The organism is Pseudomonas sp. UMAB-08 (genome assembly GCF_900095225.1).
In the GTDB taxonomy this organism is placed as follows: Bacteria; Pseudomonadota; Gammaproteobacteria; order Pseudomonadales; family Pseudomonadaceae; genus Aquipseudomonas.
Genome location: NZ_LT607436.1, coordinates 1 through 12,613, shown reverse-complemented (window position 1 = coordinate 12,613; position 12,613 = coordinate 1). Strand labels below are relative to the sequence as shown.

At 57.5% G+C, this 12,613-nt stretch carries 12 protein-coding genes and 1 pseudogene; 7 read left to right on the top strand and 6 right to left on the bottom strand.

Translation table 11 applies throughout. From position 1 onward, the window contains the following. The first annotated feature begins 12 nt into the window (after positions 1–12). The 6 genes from nuoI to nuoN are packed head-to-tail and all read left to right on the top strand — an operon-like array spanning position 13 to position 6,282. Positions 13–561 carry an NADH-quinone oxidoreductase subunit NuoI gene (nuoI, locus tag K0F75_RS23740; protein ID WP_219064407.1) on the top strand — a complete coding sequence of 183 codons (549 nt, stop codon included), beginning with the start codon at positions 13–15 and terminating at the stop codon, positions 559–561. Between the two features lie 9 nt (positions 562–570). Further along, entirely contained in the window at positions 571–1,071 is a 501-nt protein-coding gene (gene nuoJ / locus K0F75_RS23735; protein ID WP_219064406.1) for an NADH-quinone oxidoreductase subunit J, read from the top strand. A 4-nt stretch (positions 1,072–1,075) separates the two neighbouring features. Continuing rightward, entirely contained in the window at positions 1,076–1,384 is a 309-nt protein-coding gene (gene nuoK / locus K0F75_RS23730) for an NADH-quinone oxidoreductase subunit NuoK (RefSeq protein WP_219064405.1), read from the top strand. Continuing rightward, positions 1,381–3,234 carry an NADH-quinone oxidoreductase subunit L gene (gene nuoL / locus K0F75_RS23725; RefSeq protein ID WP_219064404.1) on the top strand — a complete coding sequence of 618 codons (1,854 nt, stop codon included), beginning with the start codon at positions 1,381–1,383 and terminating at the stop codon, positions 3,232–3,234. Before nuoK ends, nuoL begins: the two co-directional genes overlap by 4 nt. Positions 3,235–3,273: 39 nt before the next feature. After that, entirely contained in the window at positions 3,274–4,806 is a 1,533-nt protein-coding gene (gene nuoM / locus K0F75_RS23720) for an NADH-quinone oxidoreductase subunit M (RefSeq protein ID WP_219064403.1), read from the top strand. Positions 4,807–4,812: 6 nt separating this feature from the next. After that, positions 4,813–6,282, top strand: coding sequence for an NADH-quinone oxidoreductase subunit NuoN (nuoN, locus tag K0F75_RS23715; protein WP_219064402.1), 1,470 nt, complete (start codon positions 4,813–4,815; stop codon positions 6,280–6,282). Between the two features lie 51 nt (positions 6,283–6,333). Here nuoN and K0F75_RS23710 read toward each other — a convergent pair whose 3' ends face one another. The 6 genes and pseudogenes from K0F75_RS23710 to K0F75_RS23690 all read right to left on the bottom strand — a co-directional run bounded on the left by K0F75_RS23710 (position 6,334) and on the right by K0F75_RS23690 (position 11,789). Further along, positions 6,334–7,398, bottom strand: a complete 1,065-nt coding sequence (locus K0F75_RS23710; RefSeq protein ID WP_219064401.1) for an AI-2E family transporter — start codon at positions 7,396–7,398, stop codon at positions 6,334–6,336. Between the two features lie 160 nt (positions 7,399–7,558). After that, positions 7,559–8,314: a methyl-accepting chemotaxis protein gene (locus K0F75_RS26385; protein WP_374029278.1), complete on the bottom strand. Its 756-nt coding sequence runs from the start codon at positions 8,312–8,314 to the stop codon at positions 7,559–7,561. Between the two features lie 102 nt (positions 8,315–8,416). Further along, positions 8,417–9,151 (bottom strand): annotated as a pseudogene (locus tag K0F75_RS26380) (cache domain-containing protein); the annotation flags it as partial. A 315-nt stretch (positions 9,152–9,466) separates the two neighbouring features. Next, the gene (locus K0F75_RS23700) at positions 9,467–10,810 is read right to left on the bottom strand and encodes an ATP-binding protein (protein WP_219064399.1); all 1,344 of its coding nucleotides are present in this window, start codon (positions 10,808–10,810) and stop codon (positions 9,467–9,469) included. Further along, positions 10,807–11,475, bottom strand: coding sequence for a response regulator transcription factor (locus K0F75_RS23695; protein ID WP_219064398.1), 669 nt, complete (start codon positions 11,473–11,475; stop codon positions 10,807–10,809). The genes K0F75_RS23700 and K0F75_RS23695 overlap by 4 nt, the downstream gene beginning before the upstream one ends. Further along, positions 11,475–11,789: a PepSY domain-containing protein gene (locus K0F75_RS23690; RefSeq protein ID WP_219064397.1), complete on the bottom strand. Its 315-nt coding sequence runs from the start codon at positions 11,787–11,789 to the stop codon at positions 11,475–11,477. Before K0F75_RS23690 ends, K0F75_RS23695 begins: the two co-directional genes overlap by 1 nt. A 266-nt stretch (positions 11,790–12,055) precedes the next feature. Here K0F75_RS23690 and queD point away from each other — a divergent pair, with 266 nt between their 5' ends. After that, complete coding sequence (queD, locus tag K0F75_RS23685; RefSeq protein ID WP_219064396.1) at positions 12,056–12,412, top strand: 6-carboxytetrahydropterin synthase QueD; 357 nt, start codon at positions 12,056–12,058, stop codon at positions 12,410–12,412. Positions 12,413–12,613: the final 201 nt, after the last annotated feature.

Below are 12,613 nucleotides of genomic sequence, written 5' to 3'. Positions count from 1 at the left end.
GGATAAAGACCCATGCTCAAGTATCTGTTTGACATCGTGCATGGCACCTACACCCAGCTTCGCAGCCTGGTGATGGTGTTTTCCCATGCATTTCGCAAGCGCGACACGCTGCAATACCCGGAAGAGCCGGTGTACCTGCCGCCGCGCTACCGCGGCCGCATCGTCCTGACCCGCGACCCTGACGGTGAAGAGCGTTGCGTAGCCTGCAACCTGTGCGCCGTAGCCTGCCCGGTTGGCTGCATCTCGTTGCAGAAAGCCGAAACCGACGACGGCCGTTGGTACCCGGAGTTTTTCCGCATCAACTTCTCGCGCTGCATTTTCTGTGGCCTCTGCGAGGAAGCCTGCCCGACCACCGCGATCCAGCTGACACCGGATTTCGAAATGGCCGAGTTCAAACGTCAGGATCTGGTTTACGAGAAGGAAGATCTGCTGATCTCCGGCCCTGGTAAAAACCCTGATTACAACTTCTATCGCGTTGCCGGTATGGCCATCGCCGGTAAGCCTAAAGGCTCCGCGCAGAATGAAGCCGAACCGATCAACGTGAAGAGCTTGCTGCCTTAAGGAAGAAAGATGGAATTCGCTTTCTATTTCGCATCCGGCGTCGCTGTTGTGTCCACCCTTCGGGTGATCACCAACACGAACCCGGTGCACGCCCTGCTCTACCTGATCATTTCGTTGATCGCCGTCGCCATGACCTTTTTCAGCCTCGGAGCTCCCTTCGCCGGCGTACTGGAAGTCATCGCTTACGCAGGCGCCATCATGGTCCTGTTCGTGTTTGTGGTGATGATGCTGAACCTGGGCCCGGCCTCGGTGCAGCAAGAACGTACCTGGCTCAAACCCGGCATCTGGATCGGCCCGGTGGCACTGGGCGTACTGCTGCTCGCCGAGCTGCTGTACGTGCTGTTCGCCAATCCGACCGGCGCTGGCATCGGCCACACCACGGTGGACGCCAAAGCGGTAGGTATCAGCCTGTTTGGTCCTTATCTGTTGGTGGTGGAACTTGCCTCGATGCTGCTCCTCGCGGCAGCGGTAACGGCATTCCATCTCGGCCGCAACGAGGCGAAGGAGTAAAGCCATGAATGCAATCCCTCTTGAACACGGTCTGGCGGTCGCCGGCATCCTGTTCTGCCTCGGTCTGGTCGGTCTGATGGTACGGCGCAACATCCTCTTCGTGCTGATGAGCCTGGAGATCATGATGAACGCGTCTGCTCTTGCGTTCGTCGTTGCCGGTAGCCGTTGGGCGCAGCCGGATGGACAGATCATGTTCATCCTGGTGATCAGCCTTGCAGCCGCCGAGGCCAGTATTGGCCTGGCGATCCTGATGCAGCTGTATCGCCGCTTCCACACTCTCGATATCGACGCTGCCAGCGAGATGCGCGGATGAACCTTCTCTTTCTGACTTTCGTATTCCCCCTGATCGGTTTCCTGTTGCTCGCGTTCTCTCGTGGACGCATCTCGGAAAACCTTGCCGCGCTGATCGGCGTTGGCTCCATCGGACTGTCGGCCATCGTGACAGCCTGGATCATTTGGCAATTCAACGTTGCACCGCCTGAGGGTGGTCACTACACCCAACTGCTGTGGCGCTGGATGTCAGTGGACGGCTTCGAACCGAACTTCGCCCTGTACCTTGATGGTCTGTCAGTGACCATGATGGGTGTGGTGGTGGGTGTAGGCTTCCTGATCCACCTGTTCGCGTCCTGGTACATGCGCGGTGAGGCCGGTTACTCGCGCTTCTTCGCCTACACCAACCTGTTCATCGCCAGCATGCTGTTCCTGATCCTCGGCGATAACCTGTTGTTCCTGTACCTGGGTTGGGAAGGCGTGGGCCTGTGCAGCTATCTGTTGATCGGTTTCTACTACAGCAACCGCAACAACGGTAACGCAGCGCTCAAGGCCTTTGTCGTCACCCGCATCGGCGACGTGTTCATGGCCATTGGCCTGTTCATTCTGTTCCAGCAACTGGGTACGCTAAATATCCAGGAGCTTCTGGTGCGTGCACCGGAGCATTTCAGTGCAGGTGATTTCTGGATTGTGCTGGCAACCTTGATGCTGCTCGGTGGTGCGGTCGGTAAATCCGCGCAACTGCCGCTGCAAACCTGGCTGGCAGATGCAATGGCGGGCCCAACGCCGGTGTCGGCATTGATCCACGCCGCGACCATGGTGACCGCCGGTGTCTACCTGATCGCACGGACCCACGGTCTGTTCGAACTGGCACCCGATGTCCTGCACCTGGTCGGTATCGTCGGCGGCGTAACGCTGGTGTTGGCAGGTTTCGCGGCGTTGGTGCAAACCGACATCAAACGTATCCTTGCCTACTCGACGATGAGCCAGATCGGCTACATGTTCCTGGCGCTGGGTGTGGGTGCCTGGGAAGGCGCGATTTTCCACTTGATGACCCACGCCTTCTTCAAGGCGCTGCTGTTCCTCGCGTCCGGTGCGGTGATCGTTGCCTGCCACCACGAGCAGAACATCTTCAAGATGGGCGGCCTGTGGAAAAAACTGCCACTGGCCTACGCCAGCTTCATCGTCGGTGGCGCTGCGTTGTCTGCCCTGCCACTGCTGACCGCCGGTTTCTACTCCAAGGATGAGATTCTTTGGGAAGCCTTCGCCAGCGGTAACCATGCGCTGCTGTATGCAGGCTTGGTCGGCGCGTTCATGACGTCCCTTTATACCTTCCGCCTGATCTTCATCACCTTCCACGGTGAAGCGAAGACCGAAGCGCACGCCGGTCACGGTATCGCTCACTGGCTGCCGCTGTCGGTGCTGATCATTCTGTCGACCTTTATCGGCGCACTGATCACCCCACCGTTGGCCGGTGTCTTGCCGCAGAGCGTCGGCCATGCCGGTGGTGAAGCCAAGCACAGTCTGGAAATCGCCTCGGGGGCCATTGCCATGGCCGGTATCCTGCTCGCGGCCCTGCTGTTTCTCGGCAAGCGTCGCTTTGCTACTGCTGTCGCCAACAGCGCTCCGGGGCGGTTCCTTACGACCTGGTGGTTCGCGGCATGGGGCTTCGACTGGCTGTACGACAAGCTGTTCGTCAAACCTTATCTGATGATCAGCCATGTGCTGCGCAAAGACCCACTCGACCACACCATTGGTTTGATCCCGCGTCTGGTCAAGGGCAGTCATAACGCCCTGAGCCGCACCGAGACCGGCCAACTGCGTTGGTACGCTGCTTCAATGGCTGCAGGCGCTGTATTGGTGCTTGGCGCCATCGTGCTGGTTGCGGTCTGACATGAACCTTGCGAATTTGCGAAAGGAATTGAGCCCGTCATGATTCTGCCTTGGCTAATCCTGATCCCCTTTATCGGCGGCCTGCTGTGCTGGCTGGGTGAGCGCTTCAGCTCTACCCTGCCACGCTGGATTGCGCTGTTGACCATGTCTCTGGAACTCGCCCTCGGCCTCTGGCTGTGGACCCATGGAGACTTCCACTTTGCTCCGGCGCCTGGCGTCGACCCCACATGGGTTGTCGAATTCAAGCATCAGTGGATCGAACGCTTCGGCATCAGTGTGCACCTGGCCCTCGACGGCCTGTCGCTGCTGATGGTGTTGCTGACCGGCCTGCTCGGTGTGCTGTCGGTGTTGTGTTCGTGGAAAGAGATCCAGCGTAACGTTGGCTTCTTCCACCTCAACCTGATGTGGATCCTGGGCGGCGTGGTTGGCGTGTTCCTCGCCATCGACCTGTTCATGTTCTTCTTCTTCTGGGAAGTGATGCTGGTGCCGATGTATTTCCTCATCGCGCTCTGGGGTCATAGTTCATCAGACGGCAAGAAGACCCGGATCTACGCGGCGACCAAGTTCTTCATCTTCACTCAGGCCAGCGGCCTGATCATGTTGGTGGCGATCCTGGGTTTGGTGCTGGTCAACTTCAACACCACCGGTGTGATCACGTTCGACTACACCGAGCTGCTCAAGACGAAGCTGGCACCCGGCACTGAATACATTCTGATGCTAGGCTTCTTCGTCGCCTTCGCGGTGAAGCTGCCAGTGGTGCCGTTCCACTCCTGGCTGCCGGACGCTCACGCTCAAGCACCGACCGCAGGTTCCGTCGATTTGGCCGGTATCCTGCTGAAAACAGCTGCTTATGGCTTGCTGCGCTTCGCCCTGCCGTTGTTCCCCAACGCATCGGCAGAATTCGCGCCCATCGCCATGACCCTGGGCCTGATCGGTATCTTCTACGGTGCGTTCCTCGCGTTCGCCCAGACCGATATCAAGCGCCTGGTCGCGTTCTCCAGCGTCTCGCACATGGGCTTCGTGTTGATCGGTATCTACTCCGGTAGCCAACAAGCCCTGCAGGGTGCCGTGATTCAGATGCTCGCTCACGGTATCTCGGCAGCGGCACTGTTTATCCTCAGCGGCCAGTTGTACGAGCGCATGCACACCCGTGACATGCGGGAAATGGGAGGGTTGTGGTCACGCATCGCCTACCTGCCCGCGATCAGCCTGTTCTTCGCGGCCGCGTCCCTCGGCTTGCCCGGCACCGGTAACTTCGTTGGCGAGTTCCTGATTCTGATGGGCACGTTTGTCAGCGCCCCCTGGATCACCGCGATTGCAACGTCTGGCCTGGTACTCGGCTCGGTCTACTCGCTGATCATGATCCACCGCGCCTACTTCGGCCCTTCCAAGTCGGATGCAGTTCTGGCCGGGATGGATGCACGTGAATTGATCATGGTGCTGGGACTGGCGGCACTGCTGATCTGGATCGGCATCTACCCGCAACCGTTCCTCGATACCTCTGCCGCTACGATGCATGGCGTGCAGCAATGGCTCGGCACCGCCTTCACTCAACTTGCTTCGGCCCGGTAGAGCATTATGGACCTGACGATTCAACACTTTATTGCGCTTGCGCCGCTGCTGATTACCAGCGCCACGATTGTCGTGGTGATGCTGGGTATCGCCTGGCGTCGCAATCATTCGCAAACATTCCTGCTCACCGTGGCCGGACTCAACCTGGCACTGCTGTCGATCTACCCGGCGCTGAAAGTTGCGCCACTGGTGGTGACACCGCTGCTGAAAATCGATAATTTCGCCTGCTTGTACATGGCGCTGATCCTGGCCTCGACCCTGGCGTGCGTGACCTTGGCGCACGCCTATCTCGGTGAGAAGTCTTCAGGCTACCCCGGGAACCGCGAAGAACTTTACCTGCTGATTCTGCTGGCGTCGGCCGGTGGTCTGGTATTGGTCAGCGCGCAACACCTGGCGGGCCTGTTCATCGGTCTGGAACTGCTGTCGGTGCCGGTCTACGGTCTGGTGGCTTACGCCTTCTTCAACAAGCGCTCACTCGAAGGCGGCATCAAGTACATGGTGCTGTCGGCCGCAGGTTCTGCATTCCTGCTGTTCGGTATGGCGTTGCTGTATGCCGAAGCTGGCAGCTTGAGCTTCAGCGGTATCGGTGTGGCCCTGGCGGCGACCGGCCTGCCTAGTCCGATTGCGACATTGGGCCTGGGCATGATGTTGGTAGGCCTGGCGTTCAAGCTGTCACTGGTACCTTTCCACTTGTGGACCCCGGATGTTTACGAGGGCGCCCCTGCCCCGGTGGCGGCTTTCCTGGCCACCGCCAGTAAAGTGGCAGTGTTCGCTGTCCTGGTGCGACTGTTCCAGATCTCCCCGGCGGCCAGCAGTGGCGTGCTGCACGATGTACTGGCGGTCATTGCAGTCGCTTCGATTCTGATCGGTAACCTGCTGGCGCTGACTCAGACCAACCTCAAGCGTCTGCTCGGTTATTCGTCTATCGCCCACTTCGGCTACCTGATGATCGCGCTGGTTGCCAGCAATGGCATCGCGGTCGAGGCGATCGGCGTGTACCTGGTGACCTACGTGATCACCACCTTGGGTGCTTTCGGTGTTGTTACCCTGATGTCCTCGCCTTACAGCGGTCGTGACGCGGACGCTCTGTTCGAATACCGCGGCCTGTTCTGGCGTCGTCCTTACCTGACTGCAGTGATGACCTTGATGATGCTATCGCTGGCGGGTATCCCGCTGACGGCCGGCTTCATCGGTAAGTTCTACATCATCACCACGGGCGTCGAGTCGCACCTGTGGTGGTTGTTGGGTTCGCTGGTCATCGGCAGCGGTATTGGCGTGTTCTATTACCTGCGAGTGATGGTCACGCTGTACCTGGTCGAGCCCAAGCTGCACCGTCACGATGCCCCATTCAACTGGGCACAGCGTACCGGTGGCGTGATGCTCCTAGTGATTGCAGTCCTGGCCTTCGTTTTGGGTGTCTACCCACAACCATTGCTGGACATGGTGCAACACGCAGGCCTGCAACTGGTCAGCTGATACGTTGAAGCACAAAAAACCCTGCTCAGGCAGGGTTTTTTTGCAGGAAATTTAGCCAGGCAAACGCATGGTCCGCTTGGCCCCGACAAACAAACCCCAGGTCGACATGAACAACGCGGCCACCATTGGCCCGATGACAAACCCGTTCAGGCCGAATACCGCCATGCCACCCAGGGTAGAGATCAAAATCAGGTAGTCCGGCATTTTAGTGTCCTTGCCTACCAGAATAGGCCGCAGGACGTTGTCCACCAGTCCGATCACGAATACCCCGAACAGCCCGAGCACCACGCCTTGCCAGATCATGCCGCTGAGCAGGAAGTAAGCCGCCACTGGCGCCCAGACGATTCCCGCCCCCACCGCTGGCAACAATGATAGAAAGGCCATCATGACCGCCCAGAGCAAGACACTTGGGATGTCGAGCACCCAGAAAATAAACCCACCCAGCGCGCCCTGGGACACGGCTACCACAACATTGCCTTTGACCGTTGCCCGTACCACTCGGGTGAACTTCAGCTGCAAACGGCGTTTTTGCGGTTCGGCCAATGGCACGGCGATACGGATTTTGCGCACCAGCTCAGGACCATCGCGCAGGAAGAAAAACAGCAGGTACAGCATGATGAAAAAACTCACCACAAAATCAAACGTGCCCTGACCCACGCTGAACGCCTGTGTCGCCAGGTATTGGCTACCTTGCATTGCACCTTTGACGATTTTATCGCGCAGGCCATTAAGGTCGCCCATGCCGAGGCGATCAAGTAAATGCCTGAAGTACGGCGGCAATGCTTCTTTGAACTGTGCCAGGTACTTGGCAATGTCCAGTTGCCCGCTTTCGATAGCCTTGTAAAGGGAAGCGCCTTCCTGGACCAGCAACGTGCTGATTACGATAACCGGAAGAATCGCGATCACCAGGCAGACCATCAAGGTGCACAGCGACGTCAGATTGCGTTGCCAACCAAAGCGCAGCAACAACCGCCGCTGGAGGGGCGCGAAGATAATCCCCAGGATCACCGCCCAGAAGACGGCGCCGTAAAAGGGCAAAAGAATCCAGATGAATGCGATGGTCACCAGCACCAACAGCACGAGAAAGGTTTTGTATTGCAGCGTGTTTTCGTTCATGTCCTGTCCACGTCAGTAAGACCCGGGATTCACTCGGCCTACTGCTTAGTCCACCAATCCACAGACGAGTGCCATCCGCTGTGCGATCAGCCTGGATAGGGAAGAGGTCATGGGGTATAGCTAAGCGGGATAAGGCCATTGCGGCCTTATCCCGTGCGGGTCAGATACGGAACTGCCCAACCAATTTGCCCAGGCGTTGCCCCAGGTCTGCCAGGCTGCGCGAAGTCTGTGCGCTTTGCTGGGTTTGGTCGGCGACACTGTCCACCGACTGGGCTATCTGATGCACACTGCGGTTGATCTCTTCGGCGACGGCGGTCTGCTCTTCGGCCGCGCTGGCAATCTGCGCGTTCATTGAGTTAATCGTACCGATCAGCGCCGCAATCGTGTCCAGCGAGACGCCTGCTTCGTTGGCTCGCGCCGACGTACCATCGCCCGCCTCACTGGAACGACGCATGGAGTCTACGGCGCCCTGCGTACCCAGTTGCAGACGATCGATCATGCCCTGGATCTCTTGGGTACTCTGCTGGGTCCGACTGGCCAACGCCCGCACCTCATCCGCCACCACGGCAAAGCCACGCCCAGCCTCCCCTGCCCTCGCGGCCTCAATCGCCGCGTTTAGCGCCAGCAAATTGGTCTGATCAGCAATCGAGCGAATCACCCCGAGCACGCTCACAATCGAAGACACGTCATTCTGCAGGCTGTCCAGCGACGTGCCGCTGCTACGGATGTCATCAACCAACGCATGGATCTGCTTGATACTGCCATCCACCACACGCTTGGCCGCCTGGCCTTCGACGTCGGTTTGTTGAGCGGCGACTGCTGCGCCCTGTGCACTTTTAGCCACCTCTTGAGCCGCTGCGGACATTTCGTTGATCGCGGTAGCTACTTGATCGGTTTCGTGACGCTGACGCTCCATCGCTTGCTCGGAGCGATGGGCCTGGTCGGACACTTCGCTGACCAGTCCAGTCAGTTGCGTGGTCATTTCGGTTATTTGGCGCACCATCCCATGAATTTTGTCGACGAAGCGGTTAAACGAGCTCGCCAGATCGCCTAACTCATCCCCGCTCGTGACCACCAGCCGACGAGTCAGATCGCCTTCGCCAGCGGCAATGTCGTCCAGATTGGCTTTCATCAAACGCAATGGACGCACAATGGTGCCCGCCAGGACCGCCCCAACGACGGCAATTAACACCAGCAGTAGCAGAGCAACGCCGACAATGCTCAGCAACATCTCCTCCAGGCGCGCATCAACGTTCTTCTTGACCTCCGCGACCTGAGCTTCGATCCCGTCCAGGTTGACGGCGGTACCAATGACCATGTCCCACTTGGGCAGGTATTCGGTGAAAGCGAGCTTGGGAATCAATACTTGAGAGTTGCCGGGCAACGACGACGAGTATTGTAAATAATGGGTGCCGGCCTTGCCGACCGCGACCAGTTCGCGGTTGACGTAAACACCATTCGGATCGCGGGCGTCTTTGAAGCTTTTACCAATGTCTTCCGGGCTACTGCCCTTGAACAGACGTACCGCTTCCGAGTCGTAACCGAAGAAATAACCGTCCTTGCCATAGGTAATGGTGGAAAGCATTTTCACCACCTGCGCTCGCACGCTCGCGTCCCCAGGGGCTGCCGCGTCGTACAGAGGTTTGATGCTACCCAGCGCCACGGCGACGTAGCTTTGCAGCGTGGCTTTGGTTTCGTTGAGCAGGCGCTGTCGGGTGTCCTCGACCTCTTTTTTTGCCTGTCCCTGCAACATCAACACCGTGGTAGCGCTGATTACCAGAGCAAAAATCAACACCGGCAGGACTGCCAATGACAGTACTTTGGTCTTCAAATTAAGACGCATAAGTTTTCACTCTTATTGGTATTCCAATGTTTAGGTCGCAACGTTTTATTGGTTAGCGGCCCCAACCCTAAAAAGTTGAGAAGCGTCCGTCAGCGTTGTAGGCAAAAGCGTCATTTGTTGTCGGGATGAAGAAACAATGTGAATCGCGGATAGCGATAAAACGCCCGCCCGACTCGCTAGAAGGACCTCTCCATGTCGCTCAGACAGCTTTCCATTCAATGGAAATTAACGGTGGGTACCCGAATGATCGAGCATCGTTCGCTCGGGAAGATCAATGCGCACCTGAAGCCCGCCCAAAGGGCTGGACAGCAACTTCAGCTGACCGCCCCATGCATCGACAATATCACGCACGATACCCAGCCCGAGACCGTGGCCGCTGACCTGTTCATCCAGCCGTGAACCACGGCCGAGCACCTCGTCGCGACGAGCCTCAGGAATACCAGGGCCGTCATCATCGATCAGCAAACAATAACTCTTCGACGGGTGCGTGATACTCAGGCGCACCGCGCTGTCGGCCCACTTGCACGCGTTGTCCAACAGATTGCCCATCAACTCAAGAAGGTCCTCCCTGTCCCATGGCAGACGTAGGCCGGACGTAACCGCCATGCTCATCTGCAGGTGATCGCCATGGATCATGCCCAGTGTTGCGAACAGGCCTGGCAACTCTGCGTCACAATCGAACTGCGCACCGGGCAAGGCGTCTCCAGACAGGCGAGCACGGTTCAATTCACGGGTCAGGCGCTGTTGAATCTGCTCCAGTTGTTCGCGCAACGTGCTGCGCAAGGCGGGGTAAGCATCAAGCTTTTCACTGGCAGCCAGACTCACCAGCACCGCCAGAGGCGTTTTCAACGCATGTCCCATGTTGCCGAGGGCATTACGTGAACGCTTGAGGCTGTCCTCGGTATGAGCGAGCAAGTGGTTGATCTGTGCAACCAACGGCTCAAGCTCGACCGGCACTTGATCATCGAGCTGTGAGCGCTGCCCCAGCTGCAACTGAGCGATCTGCTCTCGGGCAGTCTCCAGTGGTCTAAGCGCACGACGCACCGTGAGGCGTTGCAGGACGAGGATCAAAATCAACGCCGCGCCCCCCAACCCCAGACCAATTTGCTGCACACGCTGAAAGCTGGCTTCCACCGGGGTGTAGTCTTGAGCCACGGTAATGGAAATCGCCTGCCCGAATCGACGGTAGTCCGCACGCAGAACCAGCAATGACTGACCGCTTTGTCCCAGCTCGAAATTGGTGTGCAGGCCCGGCGTTTCCGGGGTGGGGAACTCAATATCCCACAGCGAGCGAGAGCGCCAATGCCCTTCAGGAAAGTCGACTTGGAAATAATGGCCCGAATAAGGCTGCTGGTAGGCAGGTGTCAGGTGACGCTCATCCAGCTGAAGGCCTTCTGGACCCCGTGAAAGTGCTACTAACAGGTTCTGGCTTTCATTGCGCAGCCCTGACTCAAGGTAGCGCTGCAATCCCAGCTCAAACAACCACAAGCTGGTCTGAGCCAACACCAGCCCCACGATGAGCAGCACACTGATCAATCCCAGACTGAGACGAGCCTGTATGGACCTCACTCGACTTCCTCACCGAAGCGATAGCCTTGACCGCGACGCGTCTCGATCACCGTGCGGCCGAGTTTGCGCCGTAGGTGATTGACGTGAACTTCGATCACATTTGAGTCGCGTTCGCTTTCACCGTCATAGAGATGCTCGGCCAAATGGCTCTTAGACAGTATCTGCTCGGGATGCAGCATGAAGTAGCGCAGTAAACGAAATTCAGCAGCGGTCAGCTGAATTTCAACGCTGCCCTGGGTCACGCATTGACGGCCCTCGTCCAGATGCAAACCCGCAGCCTCTAGCCTGGGTTTATTGACCTGACCATGTGAACGCCGCAGCAATGCTTGAATTCGCAGCTGTAGCTCTTCGGGGTGAAAAGGCTTGCTCAGGTAGTCATCGGCGCCCGCCTTAAGCCCTTCAATGCGCTCAGCCCATGAGCCTCGGGCGGTCAGAATCAAGACGGGGGTAGCCAAACCACTGGCACGCCATTGCTGAAGTACGTCGAGACCCGGCAAACCTGGAAGTCCCAGGTCCAGGATAATCAAATCATAGGGTTCACTGCCCCCCTGGTAAACCGCATCACGTCCATCGGCAAGCCAGTCTACTGCGTAGCCCTGACGTTTAAGCCCAGCGACCAGCTCATCTGCCAGCGGCACATGGTCTTCAACCAATAACAGCCGCATCAATCATCTTCCTTGTCCTTTAATAATCGACTGTCGCGAGCGTCGAACTTCAACTCCCGGACCACACCTTCCACGGTCAGCAACTCTATGTCGTAGAGGTATACGCCGTGTTTCTCCTCAAGCTCAGCCTCCAACAGCTTTGAGCCAGGGTAACGTCCCAGAGCTTGCCCTATCAGTTGTTCGAGCGGCAGGATCACTCCTTGCTGGCGTAATTTCAGCGCTTCATCCTGATCCAGGTCCCGGGCGCCCAGCCCAGAGCAGAACAGAGCCAGGAGCAATGCGAAAAACCTGTAAGGATGCTCACTCACTTTCATTACGTGTCCTGCAGTGCTGTGACGGCTTTCATATCAGGCCTCCGTAAAAATAAATGCTTTGTACGGCTACAACGATAAACAACTCAACTTAATTGAAGCTGAATTTATCTGGCTAGGTGCCATCAGCCATCGGGCCTTCACGTGAACAGCTTACAGCTGTGCTGGGCCTGCGGTTTGTTTTAGCGCATAGGACAAACCATTACTGCTAAACTGCCCGCCTGCTTTTATCGCCTTGGCGATAGCCACTTTCTAGAGTCGAATACACTGTGGAAATTTTCAAAGAGTTTACGTTCGAATCCGCACACCGCCTGCCCCACGTTCCTGAGGGCCATAAGTGCGGACGTCTGCATGGGCATTCATTTCGTGTGGCCGTCTATTTGGCGGGCAAAGTCGATCCTCATACCGGCTGGATTCGTGACTTTTCCGAAATCAAAGCGATCTTCAAGCCACTCTATGAGCGCCTCGATCACAACTATTTGAATGACATTCCGGGTCTTGAAAATCCAACCAGCGAAGTCCTGGCGAAATGGATTTGGGATCAGCTGAAGCCTTTGCTCCCAGAGCTCTCAGCCATTCGTATTCATGAGACCTGCACAAGCGGTTGTGAATACCGCGGCGACTGAGTTGAACTCAACCATAAAAAAACCACCAGATTGGTGGTTTTTTTATGGCTATGGATTTTGCACCGCGTGCGAGTACAGGTTCCCGATGCCTGAGGACTGGAGCTTTTCGATGGGGAAGATTTTTTACCAGCGGTCGCGGTAGGGACGGCAGTTACCTGCCGCCCCCCGCACAGATCCGTACGTGCGGAACTACCGCATACG

Coding starts and splice junctions, on each gene's coding strand:
- K0F75_RS23695 (WP_219064398.1), bottom strand. CDS start 11,475: ATGCGGCTGTTATTGGTTGAAGACCATGTGCCGCTGGCAGATGAGCTG.
- nuoJ (WP_219064406.1), top strand. CDS start 571: ATGGAATTCGCTTTCTATTTCGCATCCGGCGTCGCTGTTGTGTCCACC.
- K0F75_RS23710 (WP_219064401.1), bottom strand. CDS start 7,398: ATGAACGAAAACACGCTGCAATACAAAACCTTTCTCGTGCTGTTGGTG.
- nuoN (WP_219064402.1), top strand. CDS start 4,813: ATGGACCTGACGATTCAACACTTTATTGCGCTTGCGCCGCTGCTGATT.
- nuoM (WP_219064403.1), top strand. CDS start 3,274: ATGATTCTGCCTTGGCTAATCCTGATCCCCTTTATCGGCGGCCTGCTG.
- nuoI (WP_219064407.1), top strand. CDS start 13: ATGCTCAAGTATCTGTTTGACATCGTGCATGGCACCTACACCCAGCTT.
- nuoK (WP_219064405.1), top strand. CDS start 1,076: ATGAATGCAATCCCTCTTGAACACGGTCTGGCGGTCGCCGGCATCCTG.
- K0F75_RS23690 (WP_219064397.1), bottom strand. CDS start 11,789: ATGAAAGTGAGTGAGCATCCTTACAGGTTTTTCGCATTGCTCCTGGCT.
- nuoL (WP_219064404.1), top strand. CDS start 1,381: ATGAACCTTCTCTTTCTGACTTTCGTATTCCCCCTGATCGGTTTCCTG.
- K0F75_RS26385 (WP_374029278.1), bottom strand. CDS start 8,314: ATGGAGCGTCAGCGTCACGAAACCGATCAAGTAGCTACCGCGATCAAC.